The sequence below is a fragment of the Thalassospira sp. ABL2_045 genome, from assembly GCF_056161285.1.
In genome coordinates this window covers 44350-69793 of the sequence record NZ_JBSWYV010000015.1, presented here as the reverse complement: position 1 = coordinate 69793, position 25444 = coordinate 44350, and the positions used below count along the sequence as shown (strand labels likewise).

21 protein-coding genes are annotated in these 25444 nt (G+C 55.0%); 13 read left to right on the top strand and 8 right to left on the bottom strand.

From position 1 onward, the window contains the following. Positions 1-230 precede the first annotated feature (230 nt). The gene (locus ACXAIA_RS17910) at positions 231-1826 is read left to right on the top strand and encodes an ankyrin repeat domain-containing protein (RefSeq protein WP_475350551.1); all 1596 of its coding nucleotides are present in this window, start codon (positions 231-233) and stop codon (positions 1824-1826) included. Here the strand turns inward: ACXAIA_RS17910 and ACXAIA_RS17905 are convergent. The 3 genes from ACXAIA_RS17905 to ubiE are packed head-to-tail and all read right to left on the bottom strand — an operon-like array spanning position 1823 to position 4640. Then, positions 1823-2266 (bottom strand): GNAT family N-acetyltransferase, encoded by a 444-nt coding sequence (locus ACXAIA_RS17905; RefSeq protein ID WP_475350549.1) that lies wholly within the window; start codon positions 2264-2266, stop codon positions 1823-1825. The two genes, ACXAIA_RS17910 and ACXAIA_RS17905, sit on opposite strands and share 4 nt — an antisense overlap. A gap of 24 nt (positions 2267-2290) precedes the next feature. Beyond that, positions 2291-3853, bottom strand: coding sequence for a 2-polyprenylphenol 6-hydroxylase (gene ubiB, locus ACXAIA_RS17900; protein WP_475350548.1), 1563 nt, complete (start codon positions 3851-3853; stop codon positions 2291-2293). Positions 3854-3866: 13 nt separating this feature from the next. Continuing rightward, on the bottom strand, positions 3867-4640 hold the full coding sequence (ubiE, locus tag ACXAIA_RS17895) for a bifunctional demethylmenaquinone methyltransferase/2-methoxy-6-polyprenyl-1,4-benzoquinol methylase UbiE (RefSeq protein ID WP_475350547.1): 774 nt from the start codon (positions 4638-4640) through the stop codon (positions 3867-3869). Positions 4641-4796: 156 nt separating this feature from the next. Here ubiE and ACXAIA_RS17890 point away from each other — a divergent pair, with 156 nt between their 5' ends. From ACXAIA_RS17890 to ACXAIA_RS17880, 3 genes are all read left to right on the top strand, one after another. Then, complete coding sequence (locus tag ACXAIA_RS17890; protein WP_475350546.1) at positions 4797-5441, top strand: phosphoribosylanthranilate isomerase; 645 nt, start codon at positions 4797-4799, stop codon at positions 5439-5441. A gap of 112 nt (positions 5442-5553) precedes the next feature. Then, on the top strand, positions 5554-6546 hold the full coding sequence (locus ACXAIA_RS17885) for an ion transporter (RefSeq protein WP_475350545.1): 993 nt from the start codon (positions 5554-5556) through the stop codon (positions 6544-6546). 227 nt (positions 6547-6773) lie between these two features. Then, the gene (locus ACXAIA_RS17880; protein WP_475350544.1) at positions 6774-9032 is read left to right on the top strand and encodes an anthranilate synthase component I; all 2259 of its coding nucleotides are present in this window, start codon (positions 6774-6776) and stop codon (positions 9030-9032) included. Positions 9033-9175: 143 nt separating this feature from the next. On the opposite strand, the gene ACXAIA_RS17875 is transcribed toward ACXAIA_RS17880, so the two are convergent. Then, positions 9176-9793, bottom strand: coding sequence for an RNA methyltransferase (locus tag ACXAIA_RS17875; RefSeq protein ID WP_475350576.1), 618 nt, complete (start codon positions 9791-9793; stop codon positions 9176-9178). 237 nt (positions 9794-10030) lie between these two features. Between ACXAIA_RS17875 and ACXAIA_RS17870 the strand changes: the two genes are divergently transcribed. Then, on the top strand, positions 10031-10228 hold the full coding sequence (locus tag ACXAIA_RS17870) for a CsbD family protein (RefSeq protein WP_475343838.1): 198 nt from the start codon (positions 10031-10033) through the stop codon (positions 10226-10228). A 137-nt stretch (positions 10229-10365) separates the two neighbouring features. Continuing rightward, the gene (locus ACXAIA_RS17865; RefSeq protein WP_475350543.1) at positions 10366-10554 is read left to right on the top strand and encodes a DUF1289 domain-containing protein; all 189 of its coding nucleotides are present in this window, start codon (positions 10366-10368) and stop codon (positions 10552-10554) included. 11 nt (positions 10555-10565) lie between these two features. On the opposite strand, the gene ACXAIA_RS17860 is transcribed toward ACXAIA_RS17865, so the two are convergent. After that, positions 10566-12527, bottom strand: a complete 1962-nt coding sequence (locus ACXAIA_RS17860; RefSeq protein WP_475350542.1) for a sensor histidine kinase — start codon at positions 12525-12527, stop codon at positions 10566-10568. Then, entirely contained in the window at positions 12514-14766 is a 2253-nt protein-coding gene (locus ACXAIA_RS17855) for an EAL domain-containing protein (protein ID WP_475350541.1), read from the bottom strand. Before ACXAIA_RS17855 ends, ACXAIA_RS17860 begins: the two co-directional genes overlap by 14 nt. Before the next feature lie 399 nt (positions 14767-15165). Between ACXAIA_RS17855 and ACXAIA_RS17850 the strand changes: the two genes are divergently transcribed. The 3 genes from ACXAIA_RS17850 to ACXAIA_RS17840 all read left to right on the top strand — a co-directional run bounded on the left by ACXAIA_RS17850 (position 15166) and on the right by ACXAIA_RS17840 (position 18841). Further along, entirely contained in the window at positions 15166-15936 is a 771-nt protein-coding gene (locus ACXAIA_RS17850) for a HugZ family pyridoxamine 5'-phosphate oxidase (RefSeq protein ID WP_475350540.1), read from the top strand. A gap of 221 nt (positions 15937-16157) precedes the next feature. Then, on the top strand, positions 16158-17783 hold the full coding sequence (locus ACXAIA_RS17845; RefSeq protein ID WP_475350539.1) for a phosphoenolpyruvate carboxykinase: 1626 nt from the start codon (positions 16158-16160) through the stop codon (positions 17781-17783). A gap of 176 nt (positions 17784-17959) precedes the next feature. Continuing rightward, a complete protein-coding gene (locus ACXAIA_RS17840; protein ID WP_475350538.1) occupies positions 17960-18841 on the top strand; it encodes a substrate-binding periplasmic protein in 882 nt (293 codons plus the stop codon). A gap of 72 nt (positions 18842-18913) precedes the next feature. On the opposite strand, the gene ACXAIA_RS17835 is transcribed toward ACXAIA_RS17840, so the two are convergent. Beyond that, a complete protein-coding gene (locus ACXAIA_RS17835) occupies positions 18914-20524 on the bottom strand; it encodes an EAL domain-containing protein (RefSeq protein ID WP_475350537.1) in 1611 nt (536 codons plus the stop codon). A 404-nt stretch (positions 20525-20928) separates the two neighbouring features. Here ACXAIA_RS17835 and ACXAIA_RS17830 point away from each other — a divergent pair, with 404 nt between their 5' ends. The 3 genes from ACXAIA_RS17830 (at position 20929) to dapE (ending at position 23939) form a co-directional block, all read left to right on the top strand. Continuing rightward, a complete protein-coding gene (locus ACXAIA_RS17830) occupies positions 20929-21624 on the top strand; it encodes a pyrimidine 5'-nucleotidase (RefSeq protein WP_475350536.1) in 696 nt (231 codons plus the stop codon). 228 nt (positions 21625-21852) lie between these two features. Next, positions 21853-22698, top strand: coding sequence for a 2,3,4,5-tetrahydropyridine-2,6-dicarboxylate N-succinyltransferase (dapD, locus tag ACXAIA_RS17825; protein ID WP_475350535.1), 846 nt, complete (start codon positions 21853-21855; stop codon positions 22696-22698). 101 nt (positions 22699-22799) lie between these two features. Beyond that, positions 22800-23939 (top strand): succinyl-diaminopimelate desuccinylase, encoded by a 1140-nt coding sequence (gene dapE / locus ACXAIA_RS17820; protein WP_475350534.1) that lies wholly within the window; start codon positions 22800-22802, stop codon positions 23937-23939. Here dapE and ACXAIA_RS17815 read toward each other — a convergent pair whose 3' ends face one another. Then, complete coding sequence (locus tag ACXAIA_RS17815) at positions 23940-24665, bottom strand: TetR/AcrR family transcriptional regulator (protein WP_475350533.1); 726 nt, start codon at positions 24663-24665, stop codon at positions 23940-23942. A gap of 86 nt (positions 24666-24751) precedes the next feature. Here ACXAIA_RS17815 and ACXAIA_RS17810 point away from each other — a divergent pair, with 86 nt between their 5' ends. Then, positions 24752-25420: a glutathione S-transferase family protein gene (locus ACXAIA_RS17810; RefSeq protein WP_475350532.1), complete on the top strand. Its 669-nt coding sequence runs from the start codon at positions 24752-24754 to the stop codon at positions 25418-25420. Positions 25421-25444: the final 24 nt, after the last annotated feature.

The following is a 25444-nucleotide window of genomic DNA, read 5'->3' as shown; positions in this document are numbered from 1 at the left end:
ATATCAAGCAGACTATTCTTGTTGGTTTTCGCGCATTCAGTGCCACTACGCTCAGGACCTTGTCTTGCTTATCGTTTCTTGTCTTTCGTGAAAGGCTCACGTAGCCTGTAATCAGGCATTGCGGTATGCCTCCCGTCCACGGAAAGGCTCGACCAACCGATACATGAAAGTGATCAACGTCTGATCCCGCCCAACTGGTGGACTTATGGGTGTTACGGGAGAATGACGATATGGCACAGTCTACCCAGCCAGCGAATACAAACCATCCGATGCGCCCCCGCACCGATATCGAACATGCCAAACGCGATGCCAAACAGCTAAAGCGTGCCTTGGCAGATGCTGATATCACGGCCCTGGAGCGCTATACTTCAATTTTTGGCGAACGCAAATCACCACATCAAGCAAATCACGCGGACTGCCTGCACGTCATCGCGATCGAGTCTGGTGCACCGAGCTGGCCACGCCTGAAAATGGCAATCGAAACCGCAGCAATGAATCATCAAAAGCGCGTATCATCCCTCGTCCGTGCGGTGATCAACGGCAATTTCCTGATGATTCAGCGGCTATTGGAACTCGATCATGACTTGATGGACACGCATCCCGGTCTGATGGCGGCATTTGGCCGTGAAGAACACCTTCACGCCTATCTAAGACAGCAGCCCGAGGCGGCCCAGGCGACGATTGAAAATTATCCCGTCATCTCGCTTTTGTGTTTCTCAAAGTGGCATCTGAGTGACACCGCCCCTCACAATATTTCAGATACCCAGATCAGAATACTTGATCTGCTTGTTGATCACGGCGCCTCACTTGAAACAATGGTGCCTGCAGAGCCTGAATCAGATCACGGATTGTCTTTGCTGTATGGTGCAATTGGTCATGCTGGAAACTTGAAATTGGCTGCAGCATTGCTGGATCGCGGCGTATCCCCCAATGACAATGAAAGCCTGTATCACGCAACGGAATTGCCCGACCTCGACGGGGTTCGGTTATTGTTCCGTTATGGCGCAAAAGTCGGGCATACCAATGCGTTTTATCGCCTGCTTGATCGCGAAACCATCGATGGTGTGAAGCTTTTTCTCGATCACGGCGCAGATCCCAATGCACCGTTATACCAGCATCCAACGACTGAACCGATGGATGTACGCAATGCCCTGCATCACGCAATCATCCGCGGCCGATCCGCCAAGGTTTGCGAATTACTGATCACCGCCGGGGCTGATGCAACCCAGCCCTTCAACGGGCGCAGCCCCTATGCACTGGCCAAAAGTTGCGGCAATCAGGATGCCGCCAGGCTTCTTGAACGTCTTGGGCTTATCACCGCGCTTGACCCGGCAGCAGAACTAATGGCTGCTATCTGTGCCAACGACAGGGCTGGCGCATATACGTTGCTGGAAGATCAGCCAAATCTTGTAACGTCCCTGTCGAAAGATGACCTGTCACGGCAAACCGAACTTGCCATGCGCGCCGAATCCCTGCCGATTTTGGCCCTGATGGTCGAGCTTGGCTTTGATATCAATTTCAAGGGCGAAAGTGACAGCCCGCCAATCCATTTAGGCGCATGGTGGGGACATCCCGAAATTGTCGATCTGTATATCCGTGCGGGTGCGAAGCTTGATCTGATCAATATGTTTGGCGGTGATACGCTGGGCACCGCGATTCACGGGTCATCACATTGCCCGGCTCGGGAAAACGGCGATTATATCGCGGTTGTGACCGCATTGCTTGATGCCGGGGCCACCATCAAACCCGATCACGGACATTTGGAAATGGGCAGTGACGCGGTCACACTGTTGCTTGAAAGCAGGCTGGAAATGGCGAAATCTTAGCGTAACGGATCGCGTTTTTGCGCGTATTCATCGAGGCGCATCATGATCTTGTCATCCAGGTCTTGATACCCGTGCTGGCGATACAGTGGCTGCATGTCGCGTGTTGCCAGCATCCATCGCTTTACCCGGGCCAGATCAGGATGGGCATGCAAGGCATCCAGCATCTTTGCTGCAATCCCCATGCGTCGATACTCGCGATCCACAAAGACATCGGCAACATAGGCAATGGCGATCTGATCACTGATCACACGGGCAAAGCCGACCTGACGCCCCTCGCAATAGGCCCCAACCGGAAATGACATTTCCACAGACCGGTCAAATTCACCGCGTGTACGCCCACCCGACCAATAGGAATTGGCGATGAAGTCATAACAATATTCAAGATCAAGTCGCGACCGATCCAGGCTGATTTCAATGGTTTTACCGACAGCCGCCATCATGACCTTCCCGGTAAGGTGATTGGGTTATTTCAGGTACACCGCAACGGCCAGTGCCGCGATCGCCACCCACAGAACCAGTGTCTGGCGTGACACGCCACCTGATTTTCCTTGCCCGCTGCTCGCCTTACCACGCATCGCGGCAACCGTTTCAGGATGCAGACGCAAGCCGTGCTCGGTCAGGACCGATGAGGCCTGCTCGGCGGCTTCAAGCACACGGGGCAGACGGCGCAACATGGTGCCGGCCTGAAGGGTTGCTTCCTTGACCTTGGCTTCCGGGCCAAGGTTTTCGCGCATCCAGTCTTCGATCAGCGGACGCGACAATTCCCACATATTCTCGTTCGGGCTAAGGATACGTGAAAGCCCCTCGGCAACGATCATGGTTTTCTGCAGCATCAGAAGCTGTGGCTGGGTTTCCATGCCAAACTGTTCGGTGATCTGGAAAAGCTGCCCCAACAACCGCCCGACGGAAATGTCGGCCAGTTCCTTGCCCAGGATCGGCTCGCCAATCGAACGACAGGCCTGCTGGAAGTTTTCAAGCGACTGATTGCGTGGCACGTAGCCCGCTTCAAAATGAACCTCGGCCACGCGGTGATAATCACGCGTCAAAAAGCCCAGAAGCATCTCGGCCAAGTAAAGCCGCGTTTGCTTGTCCACCCGGCCCATAATGCCGAAATCAACCAGACTGACCCGGCCATTTTCATCGACAAACAGGTTACCCGGATGCATGTCGGCATGGAAAAAACCGTCGCGGAAGACTTGCTGGAAAAACGCGCCGGCTGCCTTGGCAAGCAAGTCGGATCGATCAATGCCCATGCGATCAAGCGCCTCGACATTATCAATCCGCACCCCCTTGACCCGTTCCATGGTCATCACATGTTCGGCGGTACGTTCCCAATCAATCTGCGGGATGTAATAGGTCGGATCATCTTTGAAATTATCGCGAAATTCCGATGCGGCTGCGGCCTCAAACCGCAAATCCATCTCAAGATGCACGCTGTCTTCAAGCGCCTTGACCGTTTCAATCGGTTTCAGGCGGCGCAAACGCGGTTGCGTCAGCTCGACAATCTCCGCAATCCAGTAAAACAGGTCCATGTCCCGCGCAAAGCGATACCGAATATCGGGGCGCAGGACCTTGACCGCCACTTCACGTCCATCGGTCGTGGTGGCGAAATGCACCTGTGCGATGGATGCGGCCGCCACCGGTTTTTCATCGAACTCGGCAAACAGAACGTCAAACGGCTCTGCTAACTGTTCGGTGATGATGCGTTTGGCAACCTTGGCTGAAAAGGGCGGCAGGCGATCCTGAAGCGATGAAAGGTCGGCTGCGACATCATCGCCAATCAGATCGGACCGGGTCGCAAGCGTTTGCCCCAGTTTGATGAAGGCCGGACCAAGTTCCTCAAGCGCGCGGGCAAGGCGTTTTCCAGGCGGCTGATCAGATCGGCGTGAAAAGGGTGCCGTCAGGCGGGCCAGAAACGCGACAAACTTCCCGCCCGGCACAAGGGCGAGCGGAAACAGTGCATCGTAGCGCGCCAAGGTGCGCGCCATGGCAAGCAGGCGGAAACTGTTACGAACAAAACGGATCATGCGTCAAACGCCCTTATATCCGCCAACCGGAATGAATGGCCGCAATCCCGCCAGACAGGTTGCGGTATTTTACACGTTCAAACCCGGCAGCCCGGATCATCGATGCGAAGGTTTCCTGATCGGGGAACTGGCGAATGCTTTCGGCCAGATACTGATAGGCATCGCGATTGCCCGCAATGAAGCGGCCGATTTCCGGCAAAAGCTTGAATGAATAGGTGTCATACAGCTTGTCAAAGCCCGGCACGACCACCTTGGAAAACTCAAGACACTGGAATTTTCCGCCCGGACGCAGCACACGATAAGCTTCCGAAAGCGCTTCGTCGATGCGCGTCACATTGCGGATACCAAAGGCAATCGTGTAGGCATCAACCGACTGATCAGGCAGCGGCAATTTCTGCGCATCGCCAACGGTCCAGTTGATGTTTTTCAGAAGCCCGTGATCGACCGCGCGGTCGCGTCCGACATGGAGCATCTCGTAATTGATGTCGCATACCGTGACCGACCCACCGCCATTTTTCAGGAAGCGAAACGCAATATCCCCGGTGCCCCCGGCAACGTCGAGAAGCTTCATTCCCGGACGCGGCTTGAGCTCGTTGATGAAGCTGTCTTTCCACAAGCGATGCACCCCACCGCTCATCAGATCGTTCATCAGGTCATACTTGGAGGCGACAGTGTCGAACACCTCGCGCACCATGGATGCCTTCTGGCTTTCGGGAACATCACGAAAACCAAAATGGGTTGTGTTTTCGCCGGTTTCGCCCGCGGCAGGGTCTGTGTTCTTGCTCATGGGCGGGAAAATAGCGCAGCAATGATTATCCTGCCAGTGGAAAGCCACGCCAAAACGCAAATATCCTGTTGGATCGTGGTCATTTCTGATAAGTCAATCAGATGCAACAAGCCCTTGTTGCCAAGATTAGAGCGAAGACAAGAACAGGATGCCCCGATGAGCTGCATGGTCAAAATCTGTGGAATTAACAGCGAAGATGCCGCGATTGCTGCCATGAGTGCCGGGGCTGACGCCCTTGGATATGTCTTCTTCCCACCCAGCCCGCGTCATATATCGCTCAAGGGTGCCAAGACACTGACCGAACGCGTCCCCAACAGCATCTATAAGGTCGGCCTGTTTGTTGAGGCCGGTGACGAGGCGCTGGAAAATGCGATCACCGCTGGCAACCTTGATGTCATTCAGCTTCATGGCAAGGAAAGCCCGCAGCGCGTGGCTGCGGTCAAGGAACGCTTTGGCCTTAAGGTCATGAAGGCCATTTCGGTCAGCACCGCCGATGATATCGAAAACGCCAAGAAAAACTATGACGGCGTTGCCGATTTCCTGCTGTTTGATGCCAAACCGCCCAAGGACAGCGTCCTGCCCGGTGGCAATGCCGTGTCCTTTGACTGGACGCTTTTGACCGGCCAGAACTTCCAAAGCAACTGGATGCTGGCAGGCGGTCTTGATCCCAGCAACGTCGCCGAAGCGGTGAAGATTTCCGGCGCACCATGGGTCGATGTGTCATCAGGCGTGGAGCGTAGCAAGGGTGTCAAGGATGCCCGCAAAATTGCTGACTTCATCCACGCGGCAAAGGGTTACTGATCACCCGGATTGGCTCCGGTCGACTGGTTTAACCTTTTCTGAAATGATTGGCGCAAAACTCACCGGGCAACTGTGTAATAGTGCACCCCATTGCCCGGACCGAGCGCGCACCATGAAACCGACTCTTCGATCAAGAACCCAGAAACTTCTGCACGGTGTTGACCGGGGCTCGCGCTTTTCGCTTCTGGTGCATCTGGTTCTGGCCAGTGCGATCATCATCAATGTCGTCTCGGTGATCTTTGATTCGGTCGAAGCCTTTGCCGAACGCTATTTCATTCTGTTTGCCGCCATCGAAATCATCTGCACGCTGATTTTTGCAATCGAATACGGCCTGCGGGTCTGGTCGGCCCCGGACAATCCGCGCTTTAACGGGCCGTTTGCCCGGCTGCGCTATATACTGACCCCGATGGCGTTGATTGATCTTTTGGCTATCCTGCCGATCTTCCTGTGGTTCTTTACCAGCATCGATCTGCGCTTTATCCGCATCGTGCGGCTGTTGCGGCTTTTGAAATTCACCCGTTATTCGACCGGGCTTGAATTGATGATGCTGGTCTTTCGCCAGCAGCTTGGCATTTTTGGCGCCGCCAGTGCCGCCCTTGCCTGTATGCTGGTCTTTAGTGCCGGGGCCATCTATATCGCCGAACATCAGGCCCAACCCGAGGATTTTGGCAACCTTCTTGATGCCCTGTATTGGAGCGTCATCACCCTTGCCACGGTGGGCTATGGCGATGTTGTGCCGGTTACGCCATTTGGCAAGTTCCTCGCCAGCGTGATCTCGTTGACCGGGATCGGGATTGTGGCGGTGCCTGCCGGTATTCTCGCCTCGGCCTTTAACGCCGAACTGCGCCGCCGCGAAAGCGAATACCGCCATCAGGCCACCCGTCAGTTGCTGGGCAAACGCCTGACCGAACGGGTCCGTCACAAGTTGCGCTCCCATCAGGAAGAGCTCGGCATCAGTGAAGAACAGGCGCAATGGATCATTGAGGACATCCGCGATGTCCACCGCAATGAAAGCGACGAAATCCTGACCTGTCCGCATTGTCATCAGCCGCTTCATCTTGAGCTGCGCGACGCCGAAACCACACCCTCGCCGCAAAAGTCTTGACGCCCGTGTTTTTTGGGCACATGGTTGGGGCATGAAAACAAACGGCATGAACCCGACCCTTATTGCAAATCGTTGGTGGTGGCTCGCTTAAGCGGGCGGCCAAAAATCATGCCCTAAACATACCGGCCGCCTCATTCTTGCAGGCGGCTTTGTGTTTTCAGACCTCTTTCCTTCTCTGACGATCACACCGCTCCTGCAGTGCCCGGCACCAAACAGGAGTAACAAACGTGACGACCCCGACCACCGAAACCGGCATTTCGACCGACAGCAGCGAATACCGCTACACCACCGATGGCGGTGTTTCCATTATTCGCCGCATGACAGAAATGCCGTACGAAAATGCGACCGAAGGCCTGATTGATGCCCTTGATGGCACCAAGGGCGTGTTGCTGTCTTCAAGCTATGAGTTCCCGGGGCGCTATTCACGTTGGGATATGGGCTTTGATGCCCCGCCGCTGGAAATTGTCGGGCGTGAACGCGGCTTTGCCGTACATGCCCTCAATGGGCGCGGGCAGGTGTTGCTGGATGTCATTTCCGAAACCCTTGAAAACCACCCGCATGTCGAAAGCCTGACCAATGGCGAAGACGGGCTTTATGGCGTGATCAAAAAACCCGCCTCCTGGTTCCCCGAAGAAGAACGCAGTCAGCAGCCCAGCCTGTTTTCCGTTGTCCGGGCTTTGCGCGATCTGTTTGGTCACAAGGGGGATGAACGCCTTGGTCTTTATGGGGCGTTTGGCTATGACATCGCCCTTCATTTCGAACAGATCAACCTGAAACAGGATCGCCCGGCGGATCATAAGGACATCCACCTTTATCTGCCCGATCAGATGGCCACAGTCGACCATGCGTCACGTGTTGCGACCCGGATCGATTATGAATTCATCGCCCCCGATGGCCGCAGCACCGCCGGGCTGGAACGCATTTCCCAACCCCACCCGCCGTCACGCGGCAACAATGCTGAAATCGCAAACGACATGAAGCAAGGCGAATACGCTTCCATTGTCGAGGACGCCAAACACCGCTTTGCACGTGGTGAGTTGTTTGAAGTCGTGCCGAGCCGCGTCTTCCGCACTGCCTGCGATACCAAACCATCGGAAATTTTCCGCCGCCTGAAACGTCGCAACCCGGCCCCGTATGGCTTTTTGATCAATCTGGGGGGCGGCGAACATCTGATTGGCGCGTCGCCGGAAATGTATGTCCGGGTCAAGGGACAGCGCATCGAAACCTGCCCGATTTCGGGCACCATTGCGCGCGGACGTGACGCGATCGAGGATGCCGAAAACATCCGCACATTGCTGAATTCGACCAAGGAAGAATCAGAACTTACCATGTGCACCGATGTCGATCGCAACGACAAGGCGCGCGTCTGCAAACCGGGCAGCATCCGTATTCTCGGCCGTCGTCAGATCGAAATGTATTCGCGCCTTATCCACACGGTTGATCACGTCGAAGGCCGCCTGCGGGATGGGTTTGATGCGCTTGATGCCTTCCTGACCCATTGCTGGGCGGTTACCGTTACCGGCGCGCCGAAACGTGCCGCGATGAAACATATCGAGTCTGTCGAACGCAGTTCACGCGCATGGTATGGCGGGGCGATTGGTGCGGTTCTGTGCAATGGCGATCTGAATACCGGCCTGACCCTGCGCACTGTGCGCCTCAAACAAGGTGTCGCCGAAGTCCGCGCTGGCGCGACGCTTTTGTTTGATAGTGAATCTGATGCCGAAGAAGCCGAAACCGTGCTGAAGGCATCGGCGATGATTGATGCTGTCACCCGCGATGCCAAGGACGAGGTTGTCCTTGATCCAGCAATCTCGGGCATTGGCAAGCGTGTACTTCTGATCGATCACGAAGACAGCTTTGTACAAAATCTAGCGAGCTATATCCGCGCCACCGGGGCCGAAACCCTGACCCTGCGTCCGGGTTTCCCCGATCAGGCGTTTGAGGATTTCAAACCCGATCTGGTGTTCCTATCCCCTGGTCCGGGGCGACCGGATGACTATCACCTGCGTGACAGCATCGAACGCGCGCTTGCCGCCGGCTTGCCGGTATTCGGGGTTTGTCTGGGTCTGCAGGGAATTGTCGAATTCTTTGGCGGCTCGCTGGGTCAACTTGTCACACCGATGCATGGCAAACCGTCAAAGGTGAAACTCGATACAACTGATCCGCTGTTTGATGGCCTGCCTGATGACATCGTTGTCGGGCGCTATCATTCCCTGTTTGCCAAGGCCGCTGAAATGCCCGCCGACATCAAGGTAACAGCGCGCAGTGACGACGGGGTGATCATGGGCATTCGCCACAAGTCACTTCCGATCAGTGCCGTGCAGTTCCACCCTGAAAGCCTTTTGACCCTGCAGGGCGATGTCGGCATGCGCATGATCGCAAACCTTCTGCGCAACCCGCATGGCAACCGCCCAGACGAAGAAACCGAAGAACAGGACAACACGACAAACAAGCGCGCGGCCGCAAACGACACCAAGGCCGCCTGATAGCGATACCTGCACCCTGATCTGCGATGCGTGCCAAGCCCCCCCTGTCAAAGGCATAGCAATCCCCGCAGATCACACACAGCAACGGCCGTGCTCCTCCCTCACGGCCGTTGCTTCTTTTTTTCAGGTATCGATCGCCTTACTCAGGCGTCGTCATCATCCAGTGAACCATCAATGACGGAGTAATCCGGCGGCGGGGCCTGACGGAATTTTTCCGGATCGCCTTTGCGTTTGTCGCCCGTGCGCGAAATCCAGCCACCATAATGCGTTTCGGGCTTGGGTTCGGTCGGGCCGCCGGCGCGTACCGGGCGCGGGGCAAAGCGGCCCAGATTGATCACGCGATCATACATCACGATATTGGCGGCAATCGCCACATTGACACAAAAACTCATCGGGATCTTGATGATGAAATCGCACTTTTCCTGCATTTCATCGGACAGGTTCCCGCGTTCCGGCCCCAGGATATAGGCCGCTTGCGACGGATGCTTGAAACTTGGTAGTTCAATCGCATCGGGGGTCAGTTCAACACCGACCATCCGGCAGCCTTGCGGCAGAAACAGATGTTCATGATCCGGGAAGTGGTAGTAGGGCATCTGTTCGCCCGACTTTGACGTATCGGTAATATTTGAGCGTTCCTGACGAAAGGCTGCATCCACCGTAAACGCAAAGCTTGCGCCAAAGGCATGGGCAGAACGAAACAGGGTGCCCACATTCAAAGGCTTGCTTGCCCCTTCAATTCCAATCCCGAAATAGCCGCGCATATCTTCCTCCGTGCCGCACCAAAACGCCAACTCCGGCAAGTGCGAAAACAACTCCATAAACAGAAACTGCATGGGGCTATACCCCCCTGAGCAGGATAAGGCAAGCACACCCCGGGCTTTGTTGATCGGCACGCCCCCAAATTGATTTGGAACAAGACTGCGGCTCTGTCGTTGACTCTCACAGATGGCAAAACGCCAAACAAACGAGCAAAACGTCAACAAAAGCAGGAGATAACCATGAATTGGGATCAAATCGAAGGACGTTGGAAACAGCTTACCGGTGACGTCAAAAAACGATGGGGTCGCCTGACCGACGATGACGTCAATGCCATTGATGGCCAGCAGGACAAGCTGGTCGGACGCATTCAGGAAGCTTATGGCATTGAACGCGAAGAAGCCGACCGTCAGGTCCGCGAATGGTTCAATCGCCTTTAAAGGATGTGATTTAAGCCATAACCGGACATCCCCCCGGTTCGTTTCGCGTGTCTGGATCATCCCCCCCTTGATCCGGGCGCGCGAAACTGCTTTTTATGCATCTGAGATCTTTTTTTCCCGCTTACAGGCCGACCATCATGCCCGTCAAATCCCCTTGTATTGGCACCTGCGTGCTCGACCCGAAATCGGGCTATTGCATGGGATGTTATCGCACCGGCGATGAAATTGGCGCCTGGATGGGCATGAGCGACGGCAACAAAAAGCGCGTTATCGCCAAGGCAAAGCAACGCCGCGTCTCAGTCAAAAAAGAAGTTCCCGCCACCTGACCAATCACGGATCAAACCGTCCCGGTTGGATTTGGCGATGTCAGTGCTGGCTCTTCTTCAACTGCAAACGGACTTTCCTGTTTTACCGCCCGTGTCGGGGCTGTTTTTGGCAAGGTAATCTGGAAAACCGTCCCAGCCCCTGGCATGGAATAAACCTTGATCTGCCCCCCCAACGTGTTTTGCACAACATTCATCACGATCGCCAGCCCCATGCCCGTGCCACTGCTTGACGCGTTAATCGAATAGAACGGCTCGAAAATCCTGTCCTGATCTTCCGAAGAAATGCCAATCCCGTCATCGGCAACTTCCAAAAGGTAATATTCCGCGTCACGCGCGCTGACCCGGATACTGATCACACCTTTTTCACGCCCGACAAACGCATGCTGATGGGCATTCATGATCAGATTGAGGATTACCTGATCGACCGCGTCGCTATAACTTTTCATTTGCGCAGTTTGGGGCAAAGTCGTGCTCAGCTGCACACCGGTTTTTTCAAGCTGATTGCGCAGCGTTCTGACCAGATCGGTGATGACCTTGGTCAGATCAAAAACACGCTGGGTATGCACAATTTGATCAGTTGCTGTCTGGTTGAAGTGTTTCAAAAGATCTCTGGTCCGCTGGATGTTCTTTTGAAGGATCCTGTTGCCATCCAACAATGCTTCAATCATCTCCATGCGTTCCTGATCAACGTCACCTGCCTTCATCTGGCGTTGTTGCAGCTCTTCAAGGTCCCCAGACATGGTTGTGCTGACCGTCAGCGCATTGCCAAGCGGTGTGCGCATCTCATGTGAAACACCGGCAACAATCCGGCCAAGGGCCGCATGGCGACCCTGAACCATCAGATCCCGTGTCAACAGGGCCTGAAGCTTTACGGCCTGGCGACGACGCAACATCAGGAAACCGATCCCGGCCGACACCGCGAAAATCAATGCCAGCATGAAGGTCACAAAACCAAGCATGACCGTTATGTTTCCCGACCAGGCCTGGTAAGATGGCGCACTTGAAATCAAGTGCAAACGCGGCTCTTCGGCCAGGACAATTCCCTCGGAAACACTCGAAAGCAGCTTTTCAACCGGTAGGGTTTCAACCTCATAAAGACGGTCTTCAAATTCGAAACCGGCTTGTGCCTCGACCGACGCGATACGACGCCAAAGATCCGGATTTGACCGGGCAAGCGTCGTCCCTGCTTCAAGCATGAAGCCCCAATTAAGATCGTTCTGCGCCCCGGCAAGCCAATATCCTTCGGGGTTCAAAAGCTCCGTTCTGGTGTCACCCCCCCTTGCCACACCAAATGTTGCAAGGGGTGTGGCCATATCCAGATTGACGACGAAATACCCGACAATGGTTTGTTCGTCGGTTGTAATTGGCGCGACAAGTCGTGCGGTCGGACGCAGGGGCTGTTCTATCTCGCCATTTTCAACATTCAGGTCGAGCTTGCTGACATATACCTGCCCCGGACGCAGGGTTTCTGCCACCTCGAAATAGTATCTGCCCGACTTGTCCTGAAGTTCTTCTTCGGATGTGACAATGACATCCCGCTCACGCGCATCAACCCTTAGCGCTTCCATGCCACTTGGCAACAGGATCCGAAGCTGACTGAACCGCTGGACTTCCATGGCAAGCTGGCGAAAATAGTTGATCGCGTCACCCGGGCGGGCCTCAAAGTTCTGGATTGCCGGGTTTAACATCGAGGTATGCAAGGTCTGAATCGACGTTTCGTACCACTGACGAATGTCTGCGGAACGATGGGTCACATCGACCACAAGACTGCGAACGGTCTGTTCATCTTCGCGACTGCTTTCCACCTCAATCCAGAACGCCATAAGGCCAAGGAAAAGCAGCGCCCCGGCCAACGCCACACCCGCCGTGATACGCCAGAAATAGCCATTCTGAGACCATCGGGAATCCCACCCGTCAACAAGGGGGATGGCTGCATTTTGATCGGTCACGGCCCACGGATCAGTTTCTGTCATCGTTTGCCCGCCCATTCAGGTTCCGGTCTTTCAGCCACGCAACAAACTCGTCGGGGGCAAGTCCGGCGCTATAAAGGAACCCTTGGGCAAACTCGACACCAAGGCTTTGGCAGAACTTGTGCTGTTCGCGGGTTTCTATGCCCTCTGCAACGCAATCAATGCCAAGCGTCTGCGCAATCCCTGCTGCTGTTTCAGCCACATGGGTTGCATGACTTTCCGCCGACAGCACGCTGATAAAGGACTTGTCGATCTTGATGCCGCACACCGGCAGAATATCAAGATGCGTCAGGGACGAATATCCGGTGCCAAAATCATCAAGCCAAAGCTCAAACCCTTCTTCGGCCAGTTTCTGCACACATGCTGTGGCATCACCGTCATTGGTAAAATGCTGGGTCTCGGTGATTTCAAAGCATATCAATTCCGGACCAAGCCCAAGCTCATGACAGGCTTCAAGCAACTTTTCGACGAAGTCCATATTACCGATATCTTGCGCGGCAAGGTTCACCGCCGCCTTAAGCGCAGGAAGGTTTTCCTGTTGCAAGGACCGGTTCAGATCGCTGACGGCCTCAAGACACTGGAAGGTGATATCGTCACTTAGTCCGGCCCGCTCGGCAACCGGAATAAACCGGCCGGGCGAAACCGAAACACCGTCATCCGTCCAACGGCAAAGAACTTCGTAGCCGACAACATGTTCGCTACCCAATCGGATCTTGGGCTGGAAAACAAAGCTCAGCACACGATCCTGCACCGCTTCGCGCAACTTGCCAATCAGACGCAGGGAATCCTGTACGTCGTCGGCCATGGACGGTTCGAACTCGGCTGTCCCACCCGGGCCCTTCTGTTTTTGCTTTAACACGGTCAGCCGGGCTGCACGCTGGATATCACTTGAAAGTCGCCCCTCCGGATTGCCACGCACCACACCGATGGTACCCTGAACAACCACCGGGCTTCCGGCCACCTCGAACGGCTCGTCAAAGATTTTCTCAGCAGCAGCGACTTCGAATTCGCCCGTACTGTCGACAAGTCCCAGTGTGTATTCCGCAACCCGCGCCACCAGCACGTTTGGACCGGCAATACTGTGCAAACGCTGATAAACGGCGTTCATGATTTCTTCGAAATAATTGACGCCAAACGCAACGACAAGTTCGGCGGCATCCTCGACCGCAACCATGGCAACCAGGGCATGATTACTGTCATCGCGCGGGATGCTCATCAATTCCCGATCAAAGGCATTCTGGTTGGGAATTCCGATCCGCTGATCAACAAATGCCAACTCACCAAGCTCGGTGATCAAGGCAAGGTTATCAAAACAGATCGCAAGATTTGTAACGAAAAGCTCTGTCAGAACGATGTCCTGCTTGCTCAGGCTTTGCTCGTGCACAAAATAAATCAGCAACCGTCGACCGGTCTCGCTCTTATGGCTGAACACCATCTGGTTGCCCGAAACCACCGGTCCCTCACCATTTTTCAAACTTTCAAGAACCAGATCCTTATCGATGTCATCGACGTCCAACAATTTTCTGCCGATATGCGGGGCAAACCGGCCGGTTCCCGAAAGAACAACCAGTTCGTCTTCCTTGTCGGGCAGTTCGGCCAACGCACAAATCCCACCCTGGGGACTGACGCGCAAGATCGCGGCAAGCTGGGTCAGGACACCTTCGGCAAACAGATCAAGGTTCTTGTTCTGATAAAGATGCTGCGTGCCTTCGATCACCATTTCCAGACCGGCGCGCGTTCCCTTCAGCGCGCGGATATAATCAACGGTTCGGATCGCCGTCGTAAGCGACGTGACAAGGCGCGTGCGCGTCAACTCGTCCTTGGACCAGTAATCTTCGATTTCGTAATTGCGAATAACCACTTTTTCCGGGGCAGCACCGGGATACCCGGTGCGCAGGATGATGCGTTGTTCCCGGTACCCCTCGGCACGAATCGCCTCGACCAGGCGCAATCCGCTATCGGGGTGTTCCATGACAACGTCGAGAAGGATCACCGCAATATCGGCTTCCTGATGCAGGATTTTCAACGCTTCGGCGGCCGAAAAGGCGTGAATCAGTTCAAGGGGGCGTCCAAGGATTTTGACCCGTGAAAGGGCATAATCGGTTGCCTCATGCACATCCGTGTCATCATCAACAACCAGGATGCGCCATTTCGCATCTGTATGGGCATCTGTCTTGGGCTCATTTTCGATATATGAACCTGTCTCGGACGGCCAGGTTTCAATCGTTGCCGACTCTACCAAATGTTTTTCCCCTTGTTCATGCACCGTGGCACGCCCGAAAAGTCGTTCGGCCAAAAGCTTATTGTTATTGGGGCGTGGACAGAGAACACCCTTGCACAGGCACGAAACGAACTTTCCACCATAAAACTATACGTCTATATAGAGGTTGCTAATTTTCGATATGGGATCAGTTGAACCGGTGTTCCAGACCGTCATCACGCAAATTTTGTAGCTTTTCCTAACGCAAAGCGATCTTTGGACATCTACCTTCATTTACAGGTGCGAACGACGCGCCAATTTTCAACCTTCGGATTAATGATTGTGTTGAATTTACACGTATAAAAATAGTTGGTCGGCGTTCGGTTGCGTGACAGCGCGGTTGGCGATATCTCTTGAGAAACGAAATGGATGACCCGAAAGATGTCTGACACAGCTCCATCCTCATCCGCCCTGCGCCAGATGCTGCGGCGTGCAGCGCGCGGTGTGCTTGCAACCATCGCCCATGACCACAAGCAACTTGATGACGGCTGGCCAACGGCCTCGATGGTGGTTCCGGCCTGTGATATCGATGGCAGCCCCATCCTGCTGATTTCCGAGCTTGCTGATCACACCCGTCACATCAAGGCAGATAACCGTGTTTCCCTGCTGGTGACTGAGGCCGATCTGGTTGCCCCTGCCACCCCAGATACCGGCATCCAGACCGACACGGCCCGACTGACCGTATTTGGCGAGGCCCACCGTGTGATCGATCCCGATGTCGAACAACGGGTTCGCCAGCGCTATCTGCACGCCCATCCGGATGCAGCCCAATATGCCGATTTCGCCGATTTCGGGTTTTACCGGATCGATGTCACGGCGATCTATTGGGTCGGGGGATTTGGCAAACAGCGCCGACTGTCGGGCGACAAATTCATTCCCGCCGACGTTTCCGCCCTGATCGATGGTCATGACGGCATTGTCGCGCATATGAACGCCGATCACCTTGACGCCCTGCGTGATATCGTCGGGCACTACAGCACAGCCGATGCGGATGCTGGTTGGCAGATGCAATCGATTGACTGCGACGGCATGGTTTTGACCGCAGATGTCCCCGATCTTGCGCCACTTAGAATCGACTTTCCCAGACCGATCGGGACTCCGGGTGACGCACGCGATATTTTGGTCGAAATGTGCAAAATTTCGCGCGCATAAATTCGGACTATTTGCATTCCGAACATTAAAGCCGCGACCCTGAAAATGTTATTTTCGCAAACGCAAAAAACCGTACGTTTTCCTAGGTATTAGGCAAAAGGAGCGGTTGCTTTTAAGACACCTTTGTAACAATATGTCTCAACACGACGGATTACCCACAATTTGTTGTGTGCAATAGGACATTAACCCCCAGCTCTTTTAATTCCCACCAGGAGAGATTCGTGCTGCAATCAGGACCCGTTGTCAGCCGTGTAGGCCTTGAAACTCATGGCCTTAAAAACCTTGGCGCCGTTCACTGGAACCTTGACGCTGCAGGCCTTTATGAACATGCGATCCGTCGCAACGAAGGTAAAATCGCCAAAGGCGGTGCCTTTGTCGCCCTGACTGGCGAACATACCGGCCGTTCCCCGCTTGACCGCTTTGTCGTCGAAGAAGAAAGCACCAAGGCAGATATCGATTGGGGCGATGTAAACCGCCCGGTCAGCCCGGAAGTATTTGAGCGCCTGTATCAGAAAGTGCGCGCATATTTTCAGGGCACCGAACTGTTCGTTCAGGATTGCTTTGCCGGTTCCGATCCGCGTTTCCGCCTGCCGGTGCGTGTGATCAACGAAAACGCATGGCATAACCTGTTTGCGCGTAACATGTTCATCCAGCCGCAGAAAGAAGAACTGCGCGACTTCGCGCCGGAATTCACCATTCTGCATGCACCTGGCCTTCAGGCCGACCCCGAAGTCGACGGCACCCGCTCCGAAGTCTTCGTCATGGTCAGTTTTGAGCGCAAAATGGTCATCATCGGCGGCACCTGGTATGCCGGCGAAATGAAGAAATCGATCTTCTCGGTTCTCAACCACATCCTGCCGGCCAAGGGCGTCATGCCGATGCATTGCTCGGCCAACATGGGCAAGGACGGCGACACCGCCATCTTCTTTGGCCTGTCGGGTACGGGTAAAACCACCCTTTCGGCTGATGCGTCGCGCACGCTGATCGGTGATGACGAACACGGTTGGGGCGAAGACGGCGTCTTTAACTTCGAAGGCGGCTGCTACGCCAAAGTCATCAAGCTTTCCAAAGAAGCAGAACCGGAAATTCACGCCACGACCGAGCGTTTCGGGACCGTTCTGGAAAACGTTGTGATGAACAAGCAGTCGCGCGAGCTTGACCTCGACGATGCCCGTCACACCGAAAACACCCGGTCATCCTATCCGATCGAATTCATTCCGAATGCATCGGAAGACGGCCGTGGCAACCATCCGAAAAACATCATCATGCTGACCTGTGATGCGTTTGGCGTTCTGCCGCCGATCGCAAAACTGTCCTCGGCACAGGCGATGTACCACTTCCTGTCGGGTTACACCGCGAAAGTTGCCGGCACCGAAAAAGGTGTCAAGGAACCGACCGCTGCGTTCTCTGCCTGCTTTGGTGCGCCGTTCATGCCGCGTCATCCGTCGGTCTATGCCAAGCTGCTTGGCGAGATGATGGAAAAACACGAAGCCAATTGCTGGCTGGTCAATACCGGCTGGTCCGGTGGCGGCTATGGCGTTGGCTCGCGCATGAAGATTGCTTATACCCGTGGTCTGCTCAATGCAGCGCTCAATGGCGATCTGGAAAATGCCGATTTCGCAACCGATCCGTTCTTCGGCCTGGCCTACCCGACCGCGTGCGGCGACATCCCGGCAGAAGTGTTGAACCCGCGTGAAAGCTGGAACGACAAGGCCGCCTATGACAAGGCTGCTGCCAACCTGACCGGCCTGTTCGAAAAGAACTTCGCGAAGTTCGAAGAACATGTCACGGGCGACGTCCGCGAAGCGGCAATCCGCAACAGCGCGGAAGTCAAAGCCGCCGAATAATCGGCGCGTATATCGAACGTTTTTCTTGCAAAAGGCCGGTGTTCATCACCGGCCTTTTCATTTATCGCGCCTTGATTGACGACCACCCTGACACGATTCAACTCTTACATCACACGTAAAACGTGATAGCATTTTGATCTCGTTGATTTTTTTGGAATAGTTCAAACACGATCGCGATGAGTTGGGCCGAACGTTCTCAGGATTGCCATTTGCACCGCCGCGCGATTGACCGGCGCCAAATGCTGTGCGCAATGGCAACCTTTATCGCACTGATCGTTTGCGCCCTGTTCGTGTTTGGCACGACCAATCCGGCATCTGCCCAGAATTCCCTGATCCCGCCGGCTGGCAACCAGCCGACCGTCACATTGGCCTGCAATCCCTTCCCGCCATCAAAGATTGCCTCGAACGCGCCCTTGCCCGGTTATGACATCGAAGTGCTGCGCGCAGCATTTGCCACCCGCCATATCACCCTGATCACCCCGTTCTATCCGTGGCAGCGCGCCTATTTCCTGGCCCGCACCGGGCAGGTCGATGGGCTTTGTTCATGTAGCTACCTGCCTGAACGCGAGGAAGACCTTTTTTATTCCTATCTGCTCGGCCATGTCCGCGTCGCGTTTTATGCCATCGGTGACAGCGCCCTTGGCGGGCTTGAAAAAATTGCAGATGCCAAAAACATGACCATCGGCGTCGTCAATGGCTATAGCCTTGAGGCCAGCGCACGCGAAGCCGGACTGGATGTCCTGGTTGTGAACGGCGAGGCTACATTGCTTGATATGCTTTTGTCACGGCGACTGGATGTCGCGCTGTCCTATAAGGCGCCAATGGATTTCCAGCTCCACAAGGCAGATCGCAAAATTGGCGATCGTGAGCTGATCCGGTCCAAAGTGATTTCCAACAATCCGTATTTTTCCTGCATCTCGCGCAAGGCCAAAAACCCGAAAGCCCTGATGCGCGAACTTAATGCCGGTCTTGTCGCAATTCGCGAAAACGGCATTTATGACCGCATTCTCGCAAGATACGGTGTCTTCAACGAAGAGATTGATCCCTTACAGGACTGACCGCGCGCAATCATCATCACGTCCAGACGGCCGGGACACTCATCATGGATGACGCTCTTGGACGATGCTGGCCTAGCGCCTGAAAATCGCATCGCGCCAATAAAGCGTGATATCGGTTTCAGGCTTTCCGAACAGATAGCCTTGCGCGAAATCAAACCCCGCCTTGGTGACGAGGTCGCGCATCTTATCGGTTTCAATCATTTCGGCAACAACCTCGACATCGATATCGTGGCACAGATCAACCAGCGAACGCAGGAAGGCCAATCCCTTGGCCGTTTTGGTGGATTGCCGGATCGATTCCCCGTCAATCTTGACATAATCAATGTCCATTGCACTCAGATATCGGAAATTCGACGCGCCAGTACCGAAATCATCAAGGCAGATCTCGATCCCGAATTCGCGGAACTGGGCAATCCATTTGGCTGCCGTATCAATATCGGTGATTTCCGCGGTTTCGGTGATCTCAAGCATCAATTGACCAAGGGTATCGCGATTGCGCTCAAACAACGCAATCACCGACCGGCAGAAATCCGGGTTTTCCAATGAATGTCCGGAAACATTGACCGCTACGCGGGCCGTAATCCCCAGATCAAGCTGCGATCTGATCCATTTCAGGTTCCGGCGCAGCATGGCCAGATCAAGCCGGTGCACCAGATTGACCTGCTCGGCGAAATTGACCAGTTCCTGGGTCGGGATCAGTTTGCCGTCATCATCATAGAACCGGACAAGGACCTCGAAATGGTGGATTTCGGCTGTCGGCAGACGCACGATCGGCTGATAGACCGTATCAAATTTCAATTGATCGATCCGCGTGCCGAAATCCTGCATCGCCGAAAAGGTACTATTGACCAGATTGTCGGCCTGCCCCAACAGGCGCGAAAAGGTAAAACTGTGTTCCTGACGATCACAGAAACGCCGGATGGAATACAAAACCCCGCGCGCCAGATCACCCGGCGGAATAAGTTCGGCGGTAAAATCGGTCACGGTGGAACTGACCTTGGTGCCGACCCCAGCCGGATCGGCATCGCGCACGCATTCGGAAATGCGGTTTTCAAGTTCGCCAATCGGAACATCCGGGCGGTGCAACATGCCAAATTGCTCTTTGCCCAAGCGTCCGGCCGTATCACCGGCCACCGAATGGGCACGCAAAAACGCCCCGACACTTGCCATAAGCTCGGCCCGTTCAACCTGCTTCATCCGCTCACACAGCGGATCAAAGGCATCGAGCGTCATCAGGGTGAATTTATGCTCCGCCCCGGTTTCACGTTGGGCAACAAGGCGTTCGGTCACGACCTTTGAAAGGCTTTCCTCATCAAGAAGTCCGGTTGCATTATCGCGCTGAAGGGCGGCCGCAACATCAGGTGACAGGCTATTGACCGCCACACGAAGGGCGACAAAGAAATGATCGCCAAGATCAGGCAGAAAATAGCCGCTCATGGAAACCGGCGGGCTTAGCATGTCGCCCTTCTGGTCAAAGCGGACCTGAATATTGTCCATCCGCCCGCGCCGACGCGCAACCTGCAACATCTCGGTTACAAGCGGACGATACTGCTTTGCCAGAAACTGGGTGAAAGATGTCCCTGCAAGGTCTTGTGGGCGATGGCCCAGAATTCCGTCTGACGCGCCGGATGCAAAAACAATGCGAAGATCCCCATCCAGCTCAAGAAGAAGATCCCCCCACACAAACGCCAATGCGGCAAAACGGTTTCGCTCGTTCCGCAGTTCGGTTGTTCGAGCCTTTAAAACTTTCTCCAATGCACCCTCTCACGCTGCCCGGATCTAAAAGCGATTTCCCCTTCCCCCGAACATGGAAACCACCCTGATTGCCTTAATGGCTTTCGGTCATTTTCGCCGCTTCTGCTTAACAAGGGTTTTACAAACCGCAATTTCCTATGCGAACGGATAATCGCGCCTAGACCAGACGTCAAAGGCCAAATCCCAACGCCCTTTTGCATCCTCAAAGATCAAATGACCGCGCAAAGACCACCGGGTGATCCTGATGGTTTGCAAGACCGTAAGGATCGCTTACAAAGGTCGGCGCGCTCGCGCGCACGACCCCCCATGCACATTCCGGAAGGCCCCTGCTCATGACCACCGCCCCGAAACGTACATCCGCATTGCCCCGCGTTGATGATGACAGCGTGCTGATCTTTGATCTCGACAACACGCTGTATCCGGCGGCGTGCAACCTGTTTTCGCAGGTTTCCGATCTGATCGGGCAATATGTTCGCGATGCGCTAAAGCTTGAAGCCAAGGAAGCCTATCGTGTGCAAAAGGACTATTTCCATCGTTATGGCACCACCTTGCGTGGGTTGATGACCGAACATGAAATCGACCCGGCGGATTATCTGGCCAAGGTCCATGACATTGATCTGTCGGTCGTGGCTCCGTCCCCGGATCTTGCCAGCGCGCTTGATGAGCTTCCCGGACGCAAACTGATTTTCACCAATGCATCGCGCGGCCATGCCGAACGGGTGATGGATCGCTTGGGCATTTCCGATCATTTCGAAACCATCTTTGACATTGTCGATGCCGATTACATCCCCAAGCCCAAGCAGGAACCCTATGACCTGCTTTTGGCGCGCGATGGCATTGACCCGACCCGGGCTGTCTATTTCGAAGACATGGCCAAGAACCTTCTGCCGGCCAAGGATATGGGCATGACCACGGTCTGGGTGCATACCGATATCGAATGGGCACAGGATGGGCGCGATGATCCGCGCATCGACCATGAAACCGATGACCTTGTCGGCTTCTTGCGCGGTCTTTCCAACGGGGTGTAGGCAAACCCGGCGCAAAAGGCCAATTTGTCATCGTTCCAGGATTGAGCTTGGCCCTGTGATCGGCTATTTCTATCGCGCGCCCAAACGGGATAGATGGGCGAAAGGGATCAGGGACGGAAATCTGCCTGAAACAGGCATTTCTACGTAAACTGGCGGAGTTGACTTCATGGCCGGGTTTGACCATTCTCCGCCGACGCAATTTTGGCTGACCGCAAGGACCTTCGAAAAATGAACACAACCGAGCTTGAAGGCGTGATCAACGTCGCATGGGAAAACCGCGACGAAATCAATTCCGCCACCCAGGGCGAAATCCGCAAGGCTGTTGAACAGGCGCTTGGCGCCATGGATTCCGGCAAACTGCGCGTTGCCGAAAAGATTGACGGCAAATGGGTTGTCAATCAGTGGGCCAAAAAGGCGGTCCTGCTGTCTTTCCGTCTCAATGACATGACCACCATCGCAGGTGGTCCGGGCGGAAATACCAACTGGTGGGACAAGGTCCCGTCCAAATTCGAAGGTTGGAGCGACGCCGAATTCAAGGAAGCCGGCTTCCGCGCCGTTCCGGGCAGCATCGTGCGCCGTTCGGCCTATGTTGCACCGGGCACCGTTTTGATGCCGTCCTTCGTAAACCTTGGCGCCTATGTTGATACCGGCGTCATGGTTGATACCTGGGCAACCGTTGGTTCCTGCGCCCAGATTGGCAAGAACGTTCACCTTTCGGGTGGTGCGGGCATCGGCGGCGTGCTTGAGCCGCTTCAGGCCGGCCCGGTCATCATCGAAGACAATGCGTTTATCGGCGCACGTTCGGAAATCGTTGAAGGCGTGATTGTCGAAGAAGGGGCCGTCATTTCGATGGGTGTCTTCATCGGCGCATCGACCAAAATCATCGACCGCACCACCGGCGAGACCTTTGTTGGTCGTGTTCCGGCCTACTCGGTCGTCGTTCCGGGTAGCATTCCGGGCAAGCCGCTTCCGGATGGAACCCCGGGACCGAGCCTGTATTGCGCGGTCATCATCAAACGCGTTGATGAAAAGACCCGCTCGAAAACCTCGATCAACGAACTGCTGCGCGACTGATTTCTGTCACCGCACTTCGCAATGATTTATAAGGGGCAAAACGGCCAGTCCGTTTTGCCCTTTTCCGCATTTTCCGACCGCCCACAAAGATGAGACTGCCAATGTCCACCGCGCTTGAACTTGCACAATCCCTGATCCGCTGCCCGTCGGTCACCCCGGCTGATGAAGGCGCGCTTGATGTGCTGCAAAAGGCGCTGGAGGCACGCGGCTTTGAGTGCAAGCGCAAGGTTTTTGAGGGTGATGGCAGTGACGCCATCGACAATCTCTATGCCCGCCTTGGTACCAAGGGCCGCAATTTCTGCTTTGCCGGTCACACCGATGTTGTGCCTGCTGGCGACAGTGCTGCCTGGACGGTCGATCCGTTCGGAGGCGAAGTCATTGATGGTCGTCTGTTTGGCCGTGGTGCGGTGGATATGAAAACCGGCATCGCCTGCTTTGTTGGCGGCGTGGATGCATTCCTTGCCGCCCATCCGGATTTTGATGAAAGCATCTCGTTCCTGATCACCGGCGATGAAGAAGCCGATGCGATCAACGGCACGGTCAAACTGGTCGAATGGTGCGATCAGAAAGGCGAGAAATTCGATGCCTGTCTGGTGGGCGAACCGACCAACCCGAAATATCTTGGCGAGATGATGAAGGTCGGCCGCCGCGGATCGATCACCGGCTGGCTGACGGTTTATGGCGCACAGGGCCACGTCGCCTATCCGCATCTGGCCGACAACCCGGTCCCGCGCATGATCAAGACGCTTGACGTCCTGAATTCCCGCGAACTCGATCAGGGCACCGAACATTTCCAGCCCAGCAACCTTGAAATTACAACGGTTGATGCCGGAAATGCCGCAACCAATGTCGTTCCCGCCAAGGTCAGTGCGGCGTTCAACATCCGCTTTAATGATCAGCACAAGGGTGCGGATCTTAAAAAATGGATTGAGGATGTCTGTGCCGAGCATGCCGGCGCGCATGACCTCAAGGTCAAGGTTTCCGGCGAAGCATTCCTGTCCAATCCAGGCAAGCTCGCCAACCTGATTGCCGATGCCTCGGAAAAAGTCACCGGCAAGCGCCCGGAAATGAGCACGACCGGCGGCACATCCGATGCGCGATTTATTCAGAAATACACCGAGGTCGCAGAATTCGGCCTGGTCGGGCAAAGCATGCACAAGGTCGATGAGCACGCCATGGTCGATGACATCGAAAACCTTGTGAAAATCTACGGCGAAATCCTGTCAGGTTTTTACGACTGATCAGCCGGTTTTCTGATCGGCCTTTGCTGGCAACCGGTCGCGCGATTGCAGGATCGTATTGCGCGTCGCGCTCAGGATATCTTCGGACGTGTCGTGATCGACAGCACGGCTTAACACAACCGCGCCGACCATCATCGCCAACATGGATGTGGCTTCTGTGCGATAGTCTTCCGGAACATCGGGAAGCCTTGTTTCACCATCCACCGGCACGGGTTTATCCATGCCCGGCACGCCATCTTCCTTTGCCAGTTTCCAGGCAAGCTTTCCTGACGCCTGATCAATCAGTTTTGAGAACGCGGCACGTGCCGGGTCACCGGACCGCGAGACCTCTGTCGATAATGTCGGCAAGGCACAGCCAAGGTCCGGGTTGTCAATATGCACCCGCGACAGATAAAGCTCGGCAAAGGACGTCACCCAGTCACTGCCCGACAACTCGGCCTTGCGCAATTTTGCCAGCACCGGCGATGACAAAAGCGACATGCCATTTTCAACACAGGCAACAAACAAGTCTTCCTTGTTCTTGAAATGCGCATAAAACCCGCCGCGTGTCAGTCCCGCCCCCGCCATCACCTGATCAATCGTGATGTTTTCAAAGCCGTATTTTTTAAAAAGCGCACTCGCCGCATTGACGATGCGAATGCGGGTTTTGGCTTTGTGTGTCGGCGCATAGGGCATTTCGAACTCCATCACGTCATCGGATGTCTGGTTGGTCAACAGCGCCACCATGACACACCCAGATAATATGTTCTTGAACATATTATGAGCAACGTAATCCTGTCTGCAAGTTCATGTCGTCACCCTTGGAGCTTGTCATGTCGGATATCACAATCATCGGAATGCCGCGCAGCAGCCTGACCCGAACTGTGCGTATCGCCTGCCTTGAAAAGGAAATCGCCTTTGAGTTCAGCAGTCGCAACGTCCAGACGCCCGGCCATCCGCCAACGTCCGAGCTTTTGCAAAACAACCCGTTTGGCAAGGTGCCGGTCCTGACTCATGGGTCTTTTGTTCTGTATGAAACTGCGGCCATTTGCCGCTATATCGACGATAACTTTCCGGGACCGCTTCTGCGCCCGGTAAGTGCCCAAAAGATTGCGCGCATGAATCAGTGGATCAGCCTTGCCATGACCCGGCTGGATCAGGACATCATCCGCAACTTCGTCATTCCGATGGTCTTTGCCGAGGACGCCAAACGTCATGATCCGGGCTTTGCCATCCAGATGAACAAGATGGCCGATCACATCCGCTATGACTTGCAGGTCTTGAACGCGGCCTACGCCGATGGCTGGCTTTTTGGCGACCGTTTCACCATCCCCGACATGATGATCATGCCGATGATCCATTATCTGATGGCGATGCCCGGGGGACCGGAAATGCTGGGTGATGCGCCCCATGTCGAAAATGCCTTTGCGCGTTTCAAAGCGCGCAGTTCCGCCGCCCAGACCGATCCGCTTTTACCCGAAAAGCTTCTGAAAACGGCCTAGTCCGCGTACCGCCACCCTGACGTT

Excerpts from the sequence above, each read along its gene's own strand:
- ACXAIA_RS17910 (WP_475350551.1), top strand. The coding sequence starts at position 231 with ATGGCACAGTCTACCCAGCCAGCGAATACAAACCATCCGATGCGCCCC.
- ACXAIA_RS17905 (WP_475350549.1), bottom strand. The coding sequence starts at position 2,266 with ATGATGGCGGCTGTCGGTAAAACCATTGAAATCAGCCTGGATCGGTCG.
- ubiB (WP_475350548.1), bottom strand. The coding sequence starts at position 3,853 with ATGATCCGTTTTGTTCGTAACAGTTTCCGCCTGCTTGCCATGGCGCGC.
- ubiE (WP_475350547.1), bottom strand. The coding sequence starts at position 4,640 with ATGAGCAAGAACACAGACCCTGCCGCGGGCGAAACCGGCGAAAACACA.
- ACXAIA_RS17890 (WP_475350546.1), top strand. The coding sequence starts at position 4,797 with ATGAGCTGCATGGTCAAAATCTGTGGAATTAACAGCGAAGATGCCGCG.
- ACXAIA_RS17885 (WP_475350545.1), top strand. The coding sequence starts at position 5,554 with ATGAAACCGACTCTTCGATCAAGAACCCAGAAACTTCTGCACGGTGTT.
- ACXAIA_RS17875 (WP_475350576.1), bottom strand. The coding sequence starts at position 9,793 with ATGCGCGGCTATTTCGGGATTGGAATTGAAGGGGCAAGCAAGCCTTTG.
- ACXAIA_RS17870 (WP_475343838.1), top strand. The coding sequence starts at position 10,031 with ATGAATTGGGATCAAATCGAAGGACGTTGGAAACAGCTTACCGGTGAC.
- ACXAIA_RS17865 (WP_475350543.1), top strand. The coding sequence starts at position 10,366 with ATGCCCGTCAAATCCCCTTGTATTGGCACCTGCGTGCTCGACCCGAAA.
- ACXAIA_RS17860 (WP_475350542.1), bottom strand. The coding sequence starts at position 12,527 with ATGACAGAAACTGATCCGTGGGCCGTGACCGATCAAAATGCAGCCATC.
- ACXAIA_RS17850 (WP_475350540.1), top strand. The coding sequence starts at position 15,166 with ATGTCTGACACAGCTCCATCCTCATCCGCCCTGCGCCAGATGCTGCGG.
- ACXAIA_RS17840 (WP_475350538.1), top strand. The coding sequence starts at position 17,960 with ATGAGTTGGGCCGAACGTTCTCAGGATTGCCATTTGCACCGCCGCGCG.
- ACXAIA_RS17830 (WP_475350536.1), top strand. The coding sequence starts at position 20,929 with ATGACCACCGCCCCGAAACGTACATCCGCATTGCCCCGCGTTGATGAT.
- dapD (WP_475350535.1), top strand. The coding sequence starts at position 21,853 with ATGAACACAACCGAGCTTGAAGGCGTGATCAACGTCGCATGGGAAAAC.
- dapE (WP_475350534.1), top strand. The coding sequence starts at position 22,800 with ATGTCCACCGCGCTTGAACTTGCACAATCCCTGATCCGCTGCCCGTCG.
- ACXAIA_RS17815 (WP_475350533.1), bottom strand. The coding sequence starts at position 24,665 with ATGGTGGCGCTGTTGACCAACCAGACATCCGATGACGTGATGGAGTTC.
- ACXAIA_RS17810 (WP_475350532.1), top strand. The coding sequence starts at position 24,752 with ATGTCGGATATCACAATCATCGGAATGCCGCGCAGCAGCCTGACCCGA.